Annotated in this window: 22 protein-coding genes; all 22 read right to left on the reverse strand. The window is 43.6% G+C overall.

Annotated features, from left to right (window positions below; translation table 11 throughout):
- Positions 1-525: 525 nt before the first annotated feature.
- Positions 526-861, reverse strand: a complete 336-nt coding sequence (locus RB298_RS19840) for a hypothetical protein (protein ID WP_486048183.1) — start codon at positions 859-861, stop codon at positions 526-528.
- 20 nt (positions 862-881) lie between these two features.
- Positions 882-1,040 carry a hypothetical protein gene (locus RB298_RS19845; protein ID WP_486048185.1) on the reverse strand — a complete coding sequence of 53 codons (159 nt, stop codon included), beginning with the start codon at positions 1,038-1,040 and terminating at the stop codon, positions 882-884.
- Positions 1,041-1,583: 543 nt separating this feature from the next.
- Entirely contained in the window at positions 1,584-2,351 is a 768-nt protein-coding gene (locus tag RB298_RS19850; RefSeq protein WP_486048187.1) for a hypothetical protein, read from the reverse strand.
- A 256-nt stretch (positions 2,352-2,607) separates the two neighbouring features.
- Complete coding sequence (locus RB298_RS19855; protein ID WP_486048189.1) at positions 2,608-4,110, reverse strand: DNA cytosine methyltransferase; 1,503 nt, start codon at positions 4,108-4,110, stop codon at positions 2,608-2,610.
- A 545-nt stretch (positions 4,111-4,655) separates the two neighbouring features.
- Positions 4,656-5,093 (reverse strand): DNA-directed RNA polymerase subunit alpha C-terminal domain-containing protein, encoded by a 438-nt coding sequence (locus RB298_RS19860; protein WP_486048191.1) that lies wholly within the window; start codon positions 5,091-5,093, stop codon positions 4,656-4,658.
- Between the two features lie 340 nt (positions 5,094-5,433).
- Entirely contained in the window at positions 5,434-6,009 is a 576-nt protein-coding gene (locus RB298_RS19865) for a hypothetical protein (RefSeq protein ID WP_486048193.1), read from the reverse strand.
- 341 nt (positions 6,010-6,350) lie between these two features.
- Positions 6,351-7,751, reverse strand: coding sequence for a DNA cytosine methyltransferase (locus tag RB298_RS19870; RefSeq protein ID WP_486048195.1), 1,401 nt, complete (start codon positions 7,749-7,751; stop codon positions 6,351-6,353).
- A 37-nt stretch (positions 7,752-7,788) separates the two neighbouring features.
- Positions 7,789-8,097 carry a hypothetical protein gene (locus RB298_RS19875; protein ID WP_486048197.1) on the reverse strand — a complete coding sequence of 103 codons (309 nt, stop codon included), beginning with the start codon at positions 8,095-8,097 and terminating at the stop codon, positions 7,789-7,791.
- An 11-nt stretch (positions 8,098-8,108) separates the two neighbouring features.
- On the reverse strand, positions 8,109-8,270 hold the full coding sequence (locus RB298_RS19880; RefSeq protein WP_486048199.1) for a hypothetical protein: 162 nt from the start codon (positions 8,268-8,270) through the stop codon (positions 8,109-8,111).
- Between the two features lie 251 nt (positions 8,271-8,521).
- Complete coding sequence (locus RB298_RS19885; RefSeq protein ID WP_486048201.1) at positions 8,522-8,875, reverse strand: hypothetical protein; 354 nt, start codon at positions 8,873-8,875, stop codon at positions 8,522-8,524.
- A 75-nt stretch (positions 8,876-8,950) separates the two neighbouring features.
- Positions 8,951-9,445 (reverse strand): hypothetical protein, encoded by a 495-nt coding sequence (locus RB298_RS19890; RefSeq protein ID WP_486048202.1) that lies wholly within the window; start codon positions 9,443-9,445, stop codon positions 8,951-8,953.
- Positions 9,446-9,520: 75 nt separating this feature from the next.
- Positions 9,521-9,682, reverse strand: coding sequence for a hypothetical protein (locus tag RB298_RS19895; protein ID WP_486048204.1), 162 nt, complete (start codon positions 9,680-9,682; stop codon positions 9,521-9,523).
- A 1,172-nt stretch (positions 9,683-10,854) separates the two neighbouring features.
- Positions 10,855-10,983: a hypothetical protein gene (locus tag RB298_RS19900; protein WP_427496386.1), complete on the reverse strand. Its 129-nt coding sequence runs from the start codon at positions 10,981-10,983 to the stop codon at positions 10,855-10,857.
- 217 nt (positions 10,984-11,200) lie between these two features.
- On the reverse strand, positions 11,201-11,839 hold the full coding sequence (locus tag RB298_RS19905) for a hypothetical protein (RefSeq protein ID WP_486048208.1): 639 nt from the start codon (positions 11,837-11,839) through the stop codon (positions 11,201-11,203).
- A gap of 128 nt (positions 11,840-11,967) precedes the next feature.
- Positions 11,968-12,303 carry a hypothetical protein gene (locus RB298_RS19910; RefSeq protein ID WP_486048210.1) on the reverse strand — a complete coding sequence of 112 codons (336 nt, stop codon included), beginning with the start codon at positions 12,301-12,303 and terminating at the stop codon, positions 11,968-11,970.
- Between the two features lie 197 nt (positions 12,304-12,500).
- Positions 12,501-13,019 (reverse strand): type II toxin-antitoxin system PemK/MazF family toxin, encoded by a 519-nt coding sequence (locus RB298_RS19915; RefSeq protein ID WP_486048212.1) that lies wholly within the window; start codon positions 13,017-13,019, stop codon positions 12,501-12,503.
- Between the two features lie 45 nt (positions 13,020-13,064).
- Positions 13,065-13,277, reverse strand: coding sequence for a hypothetical protein (locus RB298_RS19920; protein ID WP_427496118.1), 213 nt, complete (start codon positions 13,275-13,277; stop codon positions 13,065-13,067).
- Positions 13,278-13,371: 94 nt separating this feature from the next.
- Positions 13,372-13,578, reverse strand: coding sequence for a hypothetical protein (locus tag RB298_RS19925; protein WP_427496119.1), 207 nt, complete (start codon positions 13,576-13,578; stop codon positions 13,372-13,374).
- A gap of 60 nt (positions 13,579-13,638) precedes the next feature.
- Complete coding sequence (locus tag RB298_RS19930) at positions 13,639-14,322, reverse strand: hypothetical protein (RefSeq protein ID WP_486048216.1); 684 nt, start codon at positions 14,320-14,322, stop codon at positions 13,639-13,641.
- 55 nt (positions 14,323-14,377) lie between these two features.
- Positions 14,378-14,902, reverse strand: coding sequence for a DUF5983 family protein (locus tag RB298_RS19935; RefSeq protein WP_486048218.1), 525 nt, complete (start codon positions 14,900-14,902; stop codon positions 14,378-14,380).
- 68 nt (positions 14,903-14,970) lie between these two features.
- Positions 14,971-15,897: a hypothetical protein gene (locus RB298_RS19940; RefSeq protein WP_486048219.1), complete on the reverse strand. Its 927-nt coding sequence runs from the start codon at positions 15,895-15,897 to the stop codon at positions 14,971-14,973.
- 41 nt (positions 15,898-15,938) lie between these two features.
- On the reverse strand, positions 15,939-16,516 hold a 578-nt coding region (locus RB298_RS19945), incomplete at its 5' end, for a hypothetical protein (protein WP_486048221.1).

The raw sequence follows: 16,516 nt of genomic DNA on the forward strand, positions 1-16,516 counted from the left end.
TTGCCGGTCTAGCCAAGCGGCGATGAGCGTTCTTTTGATTTTGGTTTGATGAGCAGTTTTCCATCTGCCGGTTAAGCGTTGGCGTATGTAGTTTTCAAAGAGCAAACATCCGTGTGTCGTAGCCGTCATAGCGCGTTTACCACGGGGATATTCGCAGTGCAAGGGTCTGCCCGAAGGGATGGGCGTTCTCGAAAGAGAAAAGCCACCCTTGCTCGGAGGATAGCCGCGTGGTTTGCTATGATCTACGGATACGACTCACGTTCCGGATGTGCCTGAAGAAAAACGTAAAGAGCTACAGCTGTAAAATGGAAGAGACAGCGAATCAAATCGTCTTTGGCTTCGTATCGAATGATCGAACGATCACTCGGTGAGCAAAGCATGCAATTCTATTGAGAAGGTTTTTTCACCGTAGAGGTTGCATCGAGGGCCAGGTATCTGGCCACCTATTGAATCCGTGGGACCGCCACGCAGGCGGTCCTTCCATTGGCTTAAACAAAAAAGAGGCCGACCGGCCTCCCTTTGCTCTTATATATTGTTACTAATCCAAACTGGCGGCTTCTCAGCTTTAAGCAAATCATCAATACAGTGATCTACCAATGTCACCAAATTAAGCTCATGGGTATCACTAATTTCATATCCGGCCTCCTTTAAAGAAAGAAGGATCTTGTCCATGGCATTCTCAAAACCTGGACTATTCAATAATTGGCGGAACATGCGCTTCCATTGAGCGAGATAACTACCATCCAAAACAAACGAATTCTCAACAAGCCACACTTTATCATCAAAATCCGCATTGCTTACAATATATGCCGCAAATTCTTTAACTCGGCCTTTCAAACTAATAGCACGAAATTTCACCATCATTACCTCTCCTCTGAATCTTAGTCAATCAGGTAAGTTACATCAGAAACCTTGCTATTCATCCCATCCTTAACTGCCTGAGTGATTTCATTTTCTGAATAGCCCTCAGCGATTAGCTTGTTTCTCAGTTTCAATGCAATCTCCTTCTGATCCTTGTCTGGTAATTGTGCAATATACATACAAATCATCTCCCGTAGGATTTTCCTCTACTTAACATCCGGCTTCGTTTGCCGGTCTAGCCAAGCGGCGATGAGCGTTCTTTTGATTTTGGTTTGATGAGCAGTTTTCCATCTGCCGGTTAAGCGTTGGCGTATGTAGTTTTCAATGAGCAAACATCCGTGTGTCGTAGCCGTCATAGCGTCCTTACCGCGCAGGCTTCCGGAGTGCAAGGGTCTGTCCGGAGGGATGGCGTTCTCGAATGAGAAAAGCCACCCTTGCATGAAGGATGGCTGCGTGGTTTGCTATGATCAACGGATACGACAAACGTTTCGGATGTGCCCTGAAGAAAACATAAGGAGCCATGAGCGACAGCTGGAGGAATTGACCTGCGATTCAAATCCTGGGCGGCTTCCTCGAGTCTTCCTACATCGGTTTGGGCCTCTCCGGTTAAAACCGGGATGGCCGTAACAAAGATTAATCAAAAAAGAGACCCCATTGAGTTGGAATCTCTCTTTTCTAATATCATTAATTTATTGATCTCCATATGATCAGTAAAGAGGCCTTCAAATCCCGTATTCTTCCGGCCAAATGATTTCACGGGCTTTGGGGTAACGACGGTATAAGTCACCTCGTTCTATTTTTTCATCCCATCCTCGAACACTACCATCATCAGCTTTGAAATCCTCCAGAGCATCTGCTGCTTCATCCATGCCAGCCTCACGAAGTCTTTTGATTGCATCCTTGTGAGTGACTACTTTTAGTTGTGATTTATATTCACTTGAAAGGTAAGCAATGGTTTCTTCTGTAAGATCCGGTTGCTTCTCAAGTAGATCAATCATGCGATGAGCAGCCTCTTCAGTAATGGCATAAAGCGTATCGCCGATACGAGGGCGAATATCTAAGCCAGCTTCAGCAAAGGTAATGCCTTGCTTTGGTCCAAGCACCCATTCAAGATCAACGGAGTAAGGCCACTGGCCACCGACTTCTTTCATCGTTGAGGTAACCCGGGTCATCCCAATTACTCTTTTCACTGGGCTTGTAGCATAGACAAACATCATTTGTCCCGGGGTAACTTGTTCTGCTGTTTTTTTGCGGTTTTTGGGGAAGCCGGCCGTCGGATATGATTCATGAGTCTGTGTGTAAATACCAGGATAGACAACCTTAATGGACCAGTCACCAGCCGAATTTGATACCCATTCGCGGTCTTCAGGTGCTTCATTCTTCAAATCAATCGCTCGCATCACTGCTTGCAATTGATCTTCTAATGACTTGATCTTACGTCCGTATTCATCGATCTTCTGTTCCAATAAAGCAACTTTATCCGCACTCATGAACATCGCTCCCTCACGATTTAATCATTTCCTGAAATTAGGATACAATGCATATCGTTTGGAGTCAAGTGTTTTAGAAACATATATTATTGGAGTCGTATATTATATACAACTCCAAAATAAGAAAAGTCATTTGAGTCTTTAATGAAGGTTTTAGCTTCGTGTGACATGCTTCGTCCGGCCAGTGTTCTTCTGGCAAACATATAATCCGCAGGACCGCAACGCGGCGTTCTTCCTTACGCAAAAAGCCAGTTTCTTATACACTGGCTATCTTTAACTTCGCGGTAAAAGAACTGTTGAATGCATTAATAGCTTTTTGAATGACATGTGCTATTGCCTTCGTCAACTGAACTGGCACTCCGTTAGCCACTTGTTGCTGCTTGGCAGTTAGTCCTCCTTGAAAGATGAACTCATCCGGCAGCCCCTGCAGCCGAGCACACTCTCTCACGGAAAGGATCCGATCGTCTTCAGGGTGTAGCAGCATCGCCTTCCGAGGCATCACGACCGTTACGGACGGCTCGTCCCACTCAATGCGCTTATACTGATTCGAGTGAGTACCTTTGGGACGAATCTCATCCGGAATATGATTAATATTCCCTCCTTTTGGAACGCTTCGAATCCTTCCTAGGGTCTCGGCGTTTACTTTGGATATATCAGCCTGGTTGGGTACGTCCGGATCCAGGTTACTAAAGGCGAAGCGAACATTTTTTGCTCGTTGATTGCTTTCTGCGTTTGGCAACCTGATCTTCCCTATTTTAGATCCAATAAATATTGCCCTTTTACGCGGTTGGGGAGATCCGAAGTCTGCTGCATTCAACACGCCATATTGGATTTCAAATTCTTTGAGCTCATCCAGTATCTCATCCTTGAATTGGCCATCGCCGGCACTTAATATTTGAGGCACATTCTCCAGTACAAACACCTTGCAATTTTGATTCGATTTAACAGCGTCAATATATTCTCGTACCAGACGATTATTAGGATTATCAAGATAATTGGTATTTCGATTTGAATTAGAAAAACCCTGACATGGTGATCCCCCGATCATGACTGGAGAAGTAAAGTATGATCGATCTATTTGGGTAATGTCGCCATGGTGAATGTGATCGCCTAAATTATGGCGATACGTTCGCACAGCATCTGCATCTTTCTCTATCGCAAATGCGATGTCAAAGCCAGCTTGAGCAAAGGCGAAATCCATTAGACCGGCCCCTGAAAACAAACTGTCTATTTGTAAGGGGATGTAGAGATGCTGAAGAGCCTGCCGTATACTCTTATATGGGATATCAACATCGAGGCTAGAACCATACCTCTCAGTGACATTCTGAAATTCATCCCTGGATATAACAATCTCAGCTGCTTGCTTAACTCGCAGGAAATCCTGAATACCTCGTATTTTGCCACTCGTTTTGATTGAATCTGAAGCTTGTTGGCTGGTCGGCGCCTCATCTGTATCCGCAACGAAACCTCGAACAACAATTTCTTCTTCATAGATATCAACTTGTAAATAAGCGCAATCCTCGAAAGCATACAAGACCTGCTTGCTTCGAATATCAAGCACCGGCTTAACACTATGCCTCAGCTCACGCTTGGATACCGTATTACCCGGAGACTCAGAAGGTAGAATGATGATCTTTCGATTATCACGATCAATGACATATCTAAAATGAGTACCTGGCTGAAATACGGTATTGCTTAACTGACGATCCTGAAGGTATATTCCTCTACATGAGTTTTTTGCACGACGAGTTCTGATCATGATAGCGCCCCCTTATATATAATGAGACCAGTCTTCAGGCTGGTCGCTATAGAATCAACGAAATGAGTTTTTACGTATCCTAAAACACCTGGTTATGTGCCGGCCTAGCCCAAGCGGCAATGAGCGGAATCTTTTAAGGTTTTGCCGGTGCTAAGCGCATGAAACGCCTGCTGAAGCTTTTGTGAGTTTATGAAGTTTTCAAAGAGCTAAAACACCCGTATAACGTAGCCGTCATAGCCTGTTTGCCAAACCGGTTCTCGTAGTGCAAGGGTCTGTCTGAAAGACCGGCAAAGCCGCCCTTGTACGAAGAGGTTCGGTGTGGCTGGATAGGATGGTGGTTACGTTATGTCTACGGGTGTACGTTTTGAAACGCGGAATAACGAAACGACTGCGAAGATAACTTTTGCGCGGCAACCGGCGGTTTTCCTTCTCTGAATAAACCTACACATCCATGGCTTCTCGTGTTACTTTAGTTTGACTTGCAGTACACGATCAGTAACTAGAAACAAAAAAAGCATCTGGACTTAGGTCCAGATGCTTTTCATTTATTGAGCTCTGTTCTTTATCTGTAGGTTCCACAATAGCTCTGCAAAATACTTCTGAGAACCAACGCCAAAATTCCGAACAAATCTCAGGTCATATGGCGTCTTCTGTAATAGTTCGGCAACCGACGTACAACCCGTTCGATGCAATGCATTTGAAATGCGAGTGTTGATGTGGGTATCCGGAGACAATTCTACGAGCTCATGTATGGATTTCTCCTGAATATGCTGCGGTAAAGTGACCAATTCCATAAGTGGCTTAGTATCATTTTTAGCCAAGAAAAACCACTTTGTAGAAGACTCTTCATTTAAAAGAGCTCGCTGTCTGGCCTCCTCAACTTTAGGATAAAGAATATGATAATTCGGATCTTCCCTATTCTTGTTTAACGAATCCATCAAATAATCGAGCTCTCCCAGCGATAAATTCCTTATGAAAGCCATCTTCCATCCCCCCATAATCAGTAGTAGGTACACAGTATTTAAGAAGTCACTCATTTACCTGCTGCATGATCCGATTTCCTACTAGGATCCCTCGAACTCCTACCCAAATTGTACCCAGAGCTGAGACGGTCATTTTAACCTCATTGGAAATACCAAGTAACGTAGCAGAGATCCACCAAGCAAGCATTAACCAACCTGCCCACCAAAAGGCAAACCCAATTTGTCGAGCCTCCAGTGAAGGTCTAAGACGCAATTGTTCCCGAAACATATATTGCGAAGCTCCAAGGATGATAAACATAATGGCTACTCCCCACATACTTTATCCCCATTCCCCTCTATTCTATAAAGTAGTCGTTTCTTCTCTTAATCCATAATATCTTTTCTCTTCGTACCACTTAACTAACGCTTCTCTTTCTTCCAAACCATATTCCTTGGTGATTGTTTCACTGTTTCTTTCCATATAATCTACAATGTCGTCAAGGTTATCTTGATACCATTTCTCTCTAACAAATTCCGATTTCTCGTCACAGATCTCTCTAACTGTAACGGCCAGCCTGTTTCCAGACATCCTACCTACAAGTACATGTGAATCCGTATACGCATCACAACGTAGTTTATACGCCGACGAAGTAAACGTCTCTCTGTACGACCTTTGCCCTTCTGGTTTACTGATATCAACCCTAATACGACTAATGCTCATCAGAATCTTGACACTTTCTAGGTCTGTTGGATCGCTCTTAAAAGTTTTTATGTAGTTATAATCACTTTCACCCATCTCTTCTACAAAAGTCTTGGCAAATGCCTCGTCTTCTGTAACAAATAGTGGTTTATAACTGAGACCGTCTTCGAAAGCAAATGAATCGACTTCTTGTACGACGAAGACTGGTTCTCTTCCTTCCATTTCCCATAACTTCATAATTCCCCTCCAGAACAGATACAATTTTATTATAATGATTCCAGTTAGTTGAATGCTTTAACATAAAGTGAAATTCCCGTTAAAACCCCTTAATTCTATAATCAAATTACCTTTTTACTATAGATACCAAGACGTATTAAACGTTTCTTCAGTATAATTCTACCATTCTACTATCGACAACAGTACCCAAAAAACGCGATATACTGAGGAATTCTATAATCATCGGAACGCAAAGAAGGATTAGAAGAGCAATGGAATCTACCGGCTCTTAGCAGCTTGCTGCTTAGAGCCGGTAAGTCGCTTGCCCTTCCCGACTGAACGAGCTGGGGGAACATACATGATTAATAAGGGAATGCCACCTGACCATTCGCTTCATAAATCAGCTGATGTGAAAAATCATCAGATTCACGAGAATCAGGTACCATGGATCGGTACCGGGTTCCCATCATAGCAGTTATTACCGAGATGCCGATCGATTTTACCACGTATCCATCAACACTCTGCCCGATCAACTTAACCCGTTCAGATTCCCCCATATAATCCGGAAACTCGTAGGAATCTGGGATATTCATAAGTCGCATCATCTCACCTGAGCGGAACATTCGCCAACAATCTTTCTCGGGATGCTTTAAATAACTAGACGTCACTTGTACCTTACCATATGAGTAAGGGAACGCAGACACCCGTTTACTCTCCAGACTAACCAATGTATGATTCTTTTCAGCTTTGAAATTGTTGTTCCCAGACTTCTTCAAAAGACCTTCCATCGTCGTGCCTTCAATTGGGCGCCAGTCGCCAACCTCCCAATCCTTCCCGAGCACTTGCTTAACATTCATTCGCCGATGTTCTGGAAGATTCGGCAGCTGCGGCCATTCAAAATCAGTCTCTTCACGAAAGAATACAGCATACCCTCGAGTCCTCGAAGCTACCGACCCCAAAGCATACGCATCAATCACCTTCTCATGTACATAAGGAAAGAATGGCTGTAGAAGCTTCTTCAGCTGCAAGTATGATGTGCTCTTGTAATACTGTGGAACCTGTTCAATCATAACCACACTGGCACCAGAAGCAAGAACCAAACGGGCATAATGCGGACCATGTCCTTCGGTAACACCACCATCCATCACACCTATGGAGGAATATCGTACACAGCTAGGTGACAACCAGCATACGTCAGCAGAAGGAACATAGTCCGTATGCTTTCGGGTCAAATCCCCCAGATATACAGATCCTCCTCTGAAATTATGCATATAGGCATCAATCGCAGCCGGCCACATATCCAATCCACCGACTGCCTCGTAAAAACCAGAATCACAAAGCGCGGCTGTTGCGAGACCTCCTCCAGCCGGCGCAGAATACAGTCGAAGCTTTTGCAATTCCGCGCCTTGCAGCATCGGCTTCTCTACGAAAAATAGATCAAAGGAACGTTCCCGGCGAATGACAATCATTCCGTCACTAATCAGCAGATCAATTCGTTCCCGAGCATGGATGACAGCCGTTACCTCTTTACTGCATGCTTCGTATAAAGGCCGAGGATGTGCCCAGCTAGGACGTTTACGTTTGGAAATCGTTCGCTCCATGGAATCGCTACGAGTCAAAATAATCGCATCACACGTAATCGTTTGCTTCACACCTTGTCCAACTGTAAAGCCGGCTGCTTCCAATGATGTAGGCTCAATCCAGATCCGAGTATTTTCACGGTGATAACCGGTCATCATGTTACGCACTAATTTCACGGCCATGCCATTTTTCGCCCCTTTTACGATTTGCGGTATGGATTTATGAGGAGAAGCTACCTAAAAGCTTATCAACTTTCTGCAAGAAATAACGATTCATTTTTCGACGCATGAAAGCTTCGACTCGATCAGTCTTCGTCTCCGTCCACGCTTGAAGCTCATGTTTATGAATTCTTACATGGTAGACCACTCCATCCAGTGGCACCTTGATCTTCTCACCTTTGGAATACCGACCGAGGTAGTCGTGGATTACAGTCATCTTGGCATGCTTAGCCCCGTTGTTTGTAAAGTAACCGAGGAGCAATGTAGGTTTCCGTGTCGATGACCGATAGTAAATGCGAATTTCGCTCATAGTTACTCCCCTCACCAATTACAATCTTCTTCATATAGAGTGGATCGGTTGGATAAGGCCCATTCTAAGAGCCCCTTCTCCCCTTCCTCCTGCCTCATCTGGTAATACCATTCTCCGTTGTCCTCCACTTCGTCGTTGCAATCAGAAAAATCCGGATGAGGGTTATAATTCAACGTTCCAGACCCTCCACATTTAAAGCAAACACCATTGGCGACATGCCTCCATCGAACCTTTCCGGAGCCATTACATTTAGTACATGAAAATTGGCCTTCCATTGAATTGATCCTCCTTAAATATTCTTAAAATCCGTTCGATTTCAAGCTATTATGGACCTTGCCTCGCTGACCTGTAGATTTCCTCCTATATCGCCCTGCTCATGGCTGGGCGATATAGCGAGAAGTTAAACTTCACAGCAGCACCTTATTCATGCGCGGGAATTCCAAAACCTCCCCGAATCCAAAATGTATTCTTCCGTGAGCCAGCCTGCATCCCGAAGCTTCAGATCCGTAAAATTATCGATCGCATCAAGATACCCCTCAGGTTTGCCCAGCTCAGTGATTGACTGATAGAAGTCATAATCGGATCCTTCATACTTATCCTCAAATTCTTTGGCCCATGAAATAACTTGTTGGCTAATATCCGTACTAGAAAGATCTAAATCCGTTATAGGCAGCGCGTCCGTAGCGATAAGAAAACCAATCATCATTCCGATTTGGGCTATATTTTCTTGGATCATTGCTTCTGGTTCCTGCTGTGAAACACTGTTTGTATTGTTCATTTGTTTCCCACCTTTCCGCTGCATTTGCACGAAACGTTTTTCCGCCTGCCCTACCCTTTCCGAGTCAGTCAATCTTTAAAGCTCAAAGTACCGATTAAGCCCTCGTAGTTCAGACCATCTTCGATGAAATGAATCAACATCTCCATTAACTTCTAAGAAAACATCAATCCCGGCTTTGGCTTCAATAATGGAGTAAAAACATCCGGCTCCCGGTATGGGATTGCATCCATCTTTAACAGCCAAATAGCCTTTTCGATAACAATTTCCGTTTACTTGCCAAGGTGTGTCCCCCATATCCAATTTTGCCCGAATAACAAATCCCCGGTAATCCAGCTCAATGTCCGGAACATAGATCATGCCATTATGAGTATATTTAGGTTCAAGTCGTTCCATAGAAGATGTTTTCTCGTCCTCATTACAATACTGACAAAACATGTTTTGAACGGGACCATCCATCGTCACCAAATCCCGTAAGATTTCCGTCTCCCGAGTGGCATAACATGATTTGCAAACATTAACGATGACATGGCCTAATTCAGATCTCAAAGTACAAACAAAGCACTCTTTCATTTGACAACACTCCTAATGTGTAATTATTTTTGGCCTACTGATCAATGAGCTTCAGAAGACCAAAGCATTCTATCGTTACAGCGAATCCATTGCTTCAGCGAAAATTTCCATTGCTTGCGTATCACCCAAAGCAGCAGCTTGGTCATATTTCAGCTGCAAATGATGCATCGCTTGCTCATATTCCTGTTGCAGTCGTTCTTCACGAAGACGGTCAAAGTCAATAGCTTGTGTATACATAAAAACCTCCACTAAGTTATGAAATGTAACTCTTTTTTTGACAGGATACACATTCACTCAAGCTGACTGAACGAGCATTTTCTTCATAAAGCTAAAGTACAATTTCATCGCCGCTGGATTCTTCCGGGAAACCTTAAGCGCCCGAAGTGCGGCAGAACCGTAAACGTTGTTTGGCATCTTCATTCCTCCTGATTCTGGTTTTTGGGGCTGTCGGCCCCGGTGAACATCCGGCTTCGTGCCGGCCTAGCCAAGCGGCGATGAGCGTTCTTTTGATTTTGGTTTGATGAGCAGTTTACCCTCTGCAGCTGTTGCATTTGTGTATGGAGTTTTCAAAGAGCAAACATCCGTGTGTCGTAGCCGTCATAGCGCCCTTACCGCGCAGGTTTCCGGAGTGCAAGGGTTTGCCCGGAGGGATGGCATTCTCGAAAGAGAAAAGCCACCCTTGCTCGGAGGATGGCTGCGTGGTTTGCTATGATTAACGGATACGACACACGTTTCGGATGTGTTCAAAGAAAACGACAGGAATTAGCAACTTTGCTGAGGGGACATCAACGCGAATCAAACTGGGGGTTACTTCTTTGAATTAACATGCACAGGTCGGTGGGAACCACGGACCTGCCTCTTTACTTCGTTCCACTAGATTGTAGCGAAGCAAGGCGCAGCGGAAATGTTGTGGAGAGCGTTTACGGCCAAAATCTTTCAAGAAGGTTTTCGCATCGGGGAGATGCTTCGCCGGCAAGTGGATTCATCCAGCTGCGGATTTGGGCAGCTGGGCGATTCCGACTTGCCACCTTTTAATCCGAAGGCCACCGTCGCACGGTGGGTTTCCTTTGCCTTTCAAAAAATAAAAAAACCAGGATCAATCCTCCTGGTCTTGAAATGTAGTATAGTCCATGTTTGGTATGCAACGATTATGATCGAAGCAGTCCTGATCACGAAAGACTCTTTTAGTCTTTATCATTTTTGTGTTATTATAAAGGTACACCAGTTTATATCATATATATGTGGTATATACTACAAGGTATATTTGATGAATTCTTTACTATAATAAAAATAGAGCCTCCACCGTTGCACCGGTGAAGACTCAGGACCAAAGGCTGTGGAACCCCACGGCGCGCTAAGTTAATCTAATAGCTTAACGAAAAACCACCGTAATCAGGCCTCCAACCTTATTATACGGTGGTTTTTCGCTTGTTTAGCTTCCGACGAATCCATCGGTACAGCTTCCGTACACTGAGCAAAATGCTCAATGCGGCCGCAACACCTTTGAGTATGTCAAGCAGCTCCACAAGGGCGATCATGGCATCACCCCCTTTACGAGAGGCTACGCCGTTGATCGCTCCACCGCACTTTAAGTCCGTATGAATATTATACCATCTCTATTACACCTTTTTGAAATTGATTTGATTTTGACTAACAATACCGTTTTAATCGAACATCCAAATTGGAGCTTCGTAGCATCGAAATGGAGGTTCGAATCTCCAAATGAAGAGAATCGAACCTCCAGGAGGAGAAGCCTTATTTCACTTTCATCAACAATCTATTCCAAAAGCTTGTTTTTTCTTCAACTGATCTCGTCTTGGTTAATGGGAATTTATGAATAGCGCTTCCGAATGGAACCTGCCTTACTTGAGTTATATGCTCTATATCTTCAGGGAAAAGAAGCATCTCAGTAAATCGTTCTTCAGCAACTTCACGCTTGTTCTTCATTAGATGCTCTTGATTTCTTTGGACCGCCAAAGAAATCTTCATCTTCACCCAGTTGAATTTATCCAGGCTTTGAGTCTTATCGAATTCAAATATCAATTGATCTGCTAGGCTCTGTGTATGCCTATTTATATGTATGGCAGGCTGGTCATCGGCATTTAAAGCTCTCACAAAAACTAAATAATCTCCAGGAAGATACCCTACATTGATCGTATGACCTTTTCGGTGCCCTAAGATCCCACGATTCTCAACAGACTTAATATCAAACATATGAAAGTAACAATAATTTCCCGACCACTCACTAGGTTTGATTAGTAAAGGATCTTCTAGATTAATTTTATTTTTAGCATTATAATCAAAAATCTCCCCTTTATAAAAGTACTCTCCCGTGCTGTATGTCATCGGAGAAAAACCCTCATTTGCATATCGCACAATCCGAATCCATTCCATGTAATGCCTCCTTTGCTTTGTAGGTCAATAACCCTCCACATCTCGCGCTACCTTCATCTACAAAATATGGATAATTCATTGTAACTTAGTCACCCTCAGTTCGAGAAACAACTTATCAATCAATCCTATTACTCGCTTCCACTATTCGAAGAACGAAGTATTTCTCCCTGTTTAATCAGCTGCTGGACCAATAAATAATCGGCTTCGCTTTGAGAAATAGCTTCAATGGAATAGGATTTGCCTGAAACTATATAATGATAGGTGGCAGAAGTACTGGATTCTAATCGTTTGGTTTGCAATAATCCTTTCTTGATTGTTAGAACGAGGATTTCTCCTTTCGGCGTTATGATATAATCACCAGGTTCTAATAGGGTCTTATCTGGATCAAGAACGGTCGGGTCTATCCAGCGGAATTTCCACGTTTGCCCTTTATCTTTACTAACCTGAACCCTCTGTTTTGGCACGAACGAACTCCCCCTTTAATATCCTAACTATCTATCCAAAGTTTATATCAATATTATGTTTAAATCCTATATTGAATGGGACAATTTAACAATTTAATCTTAATGGTCTTTGATTACCGGCTCTTAGCAGTTTACTGCTTAGAGCCGGTTGCTTTCATAAAAAAAAGCAGCCCGGTGTCAGGCTGCCAATGCTTGTCCTATTTTTTTTGTTTCTTAATAACTTCCTCACTGCCGGCTGCGGCCATGAGGGCAGCTTCTTGAGCTTCCATTTTTGCCTCATAGAAGGCTTCAGCAATATTTTGTACCGCACGTTGCAGTCCATTTGTCCGGATCATCTGGAAATCAATCTCCATCATTTTCTCTTCTGTGATCGTGCCGACCTTATCCGGAAGCAGCCACTCCCGATTGATAGCAATCATTTGCTCTGTACTGGCAAAACTATCATGATCAAGGAATGGATGATCCGCCTTTTCGATTTCAACATATGCTGATCGCACTGCGCGGCCTTCCCTTTGCGCTTTCTGAACCTCTGCTTTAGCTGATGTTATCGGAATTACCATAACAGAGCGCGAATGATGGATTTTTGAATCATGATTATGTATGACGATCATCATATGCTGACCTTTAAGGACGTATCCAGGCTCTGGAGTAATGCCATCTACAAAATTGAACTCAGGTATATTGCCATTGTAAACTTCACCGCGAACAAAACTCATCGATTAAACCCTCCCCCAAAAATAAAACCCCACTCACAGTGGGGCTTAACCTTCATTTAAAAATCGAGTTGCAAGCGCCATTTGACGTTTCTGCAATCCGCGTTCAATTTTCTTTTCGGTTTCTTCGGAGTTACCCTCAAGCCCGATAAACTCCAGAAGAGACACATCGTATTTTTTCTTGATGTTGTCTTCAGCTTTCAGTGCGGCTGAATTTCTTGGTTTAACATTTGGTTGGGGAAATGCCAGAACTGTGGACATTATCCATCCCTCCATTCTCTTACCTCCAGTATATCATAAAGAAAACCCAAGTAAAATGGTATAAACCAATGTAAACCCATATAAAACGGTCAAATCAGCCAATAACTAATGATTCATCAGTCACAACTTTAATTGAGAACTCTTCATCGCAATCAAGACATTTATATAGTGAAACATTATACAAATCAGGTTGATCCTTATCCTTCTGGAACTCAAACATTTGCGCCTCACCCTGCAGCTTCGATATCGCCAAACATTTAGGGCAATAGATGATACCATTCTTTTCTTCTTGATCGGACACAGCCAGTCTCTCCTTTGATTTTATTGCTATGGCCGGATATCACCGGCCATAGCAGCTCATTTAGGTATTTAACACTGTCTTACAATTTACACATTGATATTCCATCGGGTGAGTACTAATCTGAATCACCTTGTTGAGCTCCTGTTCACCGGTGATATAAACCCGTTCACCGCATTCTTTACAAAGTTTTTTACGCAAGATCTCCATCTCCTTCGGAGTAACGGAAAAGATCAGATCCAACAGCTCAGGATTGTCACTTTCTACGATGTCCTTTCGATAGATCACCGGTACGGGTATCGCTTGAATTTGTTCTCGCTCTGCTATTTTCATCTCCAGATGCTCACCAGCGGACATTATTCTTAAGATATCATGTTGATATAAGGCTGTGCAAAAACTTGTCCAACTGTTAATCAAATTGCCAGAATCCCATAGAATAAGTTCTTCATTCAGATTAATAGAAAACTGTCGGCCATCGAAATAGGTGCAATGGATAATAACAGGTTCAACATCTGGGTACTCCCTAATGTCTTTCACAATTTTCTGTTCAATGTTTCTTTGACGCTCGGTCACCCAACGATTCGGCATCCCGTTAAGCCGCTTGATCTCTTCAAGTAAACTCATGCGGAGCTTAAGGCTAGGTATTCCATTTTCAAGCCGTTGATCAATCAACGAGCACAACAGCCTTATCGACATTTCCTCAAAATGATTTCCAACCAAGGAACCATAGAATTGCTTTATCTTCATCGTGTAGTCCTCCTGTGTTTTGGTTTGTCCGGGGAAGGGGCCCCGGTGCCCTCCCCTACCACTCATACGTCTTCAACTCAGGAATTTCTGGACCATCCGAATCCAACATGAGCCAGTCTATTTTTTGGTTTGACGCGTAGTGAAGAATATGTAATAGGCTTTCTGGTAACTTGCCGCGCATGCACTCAAGTTCTTCACTTTCTGGAACGACAATGAAATATCCATATGACTTCTTCTCATAGATCACAAGCGGCATTTGCGCATCCTCATTATCTAAGAACTCCATAGCCTTCGAAGTCACATGAGCCGTACTCACAGCAATCATCGATAAAACTTCCAGCGCGTCCATTTCTGGACCAGCCACCGCATCTTCACAATAGATTTGACTGCCGGCCCAATCTTCCCCAAGAATCACATCGTCATCTTCCTTTTGTTGCTTCCTTTCAAGAAATTCTAAGTATGCGACCCCTGTCCAGGCTTTAAAATCATTCATGGCATTTACTTTGGCGTTCGGTCCTACAAATGGCGTCACTTGTTGAATAGCGTCTTGGAACACCTTCACCACAACATGAATTTTCATGTTACATCATCCTTTCAAATTGTTATCTGAATTTGGCCGACCTTTCTTTGAACGGTCAAAACATCATTTTACGAAACCCTTTCATAAAAACCCCGAACTTTTCTACGCAAATACCCTTCAGATTCCAATTCCTGCAATGTACGGCGAACGGTTGCTTCCGGCGTATTCGTCTTTCGGAGTTTCGAAGGAAATTGCTTCTTAACGCGTTCAAAGACTTTCTCTGGTGTGATGACATCTAATCCCTTGGTTACATGTTTAATAGCGTTCTTCCATGTCACATAGTTGTCTGCATTAATCTTTTTGTATTGACCAGGGACCAATATCCAAAGCTCTCCCCCCGGTTTGTAGTCCGTTTTAAAGAGCAATAAGTGCTCTGTCACTACCGGAATAAAGTTGCCTGTATATGAAGAGCGGTAACTCATAGCGTTGTGCTGTACTTTGGTGAAATGGCGAACCGGTGCACCGATCCAAGCCATCTCCCGTTGAATACTCTTGATATATCCCTTGCCTTTGACCACCATATCCCCGACCAATACGGCCACGTATCGGCTGTGTGCAGCTGCCTTCACATTCACGTGGCTAACAGCTGCGATAAACGTTTTCCAATCCATCCTGCTCATGTCCATGCTCTGCATGTGCTTAGGAAGATCAGCCGCGTAATCGATCATGTTCCAGTAAGGATAATGAAGAACCGTTAGATCAAAACCGGCATCATGAAAGTCGTCGTTTACAACATCAAATCCGTTGTGGATGTCGTCGCCGACATAGGGCAGACCAAGGGCAGTGCAAACATCCCGACTGGTCTTCCCTCCTTCCATAGGGTCATAAATGTAAGGGGCCTGGATGCCCGTTCTCTTTAAGTAACTGACCAGCTTACCAAGAACATCGCCAGCGTAATTACCTCGATAGTTTGCGTTGCCGTATTTCCCACGTTCCGGAACAGAAATCAAAGTAGTTAATTCACCAAAGGAATCATTAAGTCCATGAATCTCCATATGAAGCCCTCCTATCAGTCGTTCGTATGAGCTCGGTCGAATCAGAACAACTCGGTAATATTCCCGTGAACTAGCTTGGATTGGACATCTTCTTTGAAATCACGGAAGCTCTTCCCGGCATGTGTGAGCGTTTGAACGAAAGGGTGTTCTGTCACCTGTTCGGTATGTTGAATGGCAAACATCAAACATTCAGTCCGAAACATTTCATCTGCCACTGATTCACAAAATCGCTCGTAGTCCTTTTGGGCATCCTCATCGTTAATGGCAAGTAGATAATCTTCTTCAGACCATTCTTCAAACAAAGACGAACCCGGCTCTCGAAACTGCACCAGCTGTTCATCGTCTGCCCCCGAAAAGTAAGACCCCGTATACTCAAGAACCTGGGATTCCCCAGCTGAATTGAACACACGGTAGGCAGTACTTAATTTCATTTGTTTAAAACTTCTAATAACGATCAATTTGTGTTCCTCCTTAAAACCTCGTTTTTTTGGCCTGTTGGCCCCCTTAACATCCGGCTTCGTTTGCCGGTCTAGCCAAGCGGCGATGAGCGTTCTTTTGATTTTGGTTTGATGAGCAGTTTTCCATCTGCCGGTTAAGCGTTGGCGTATGTAGTTTTCAA

The organism is Priestia sp. BR_2 (assembly GCF_041954005.1).
Lineage (GTDB): Bacteria > Bacillota > Bacilli > Paenibacillales > Paenibacillaceae > Paenibacillus_AQ > Paenibacillus_AQ lautus_A.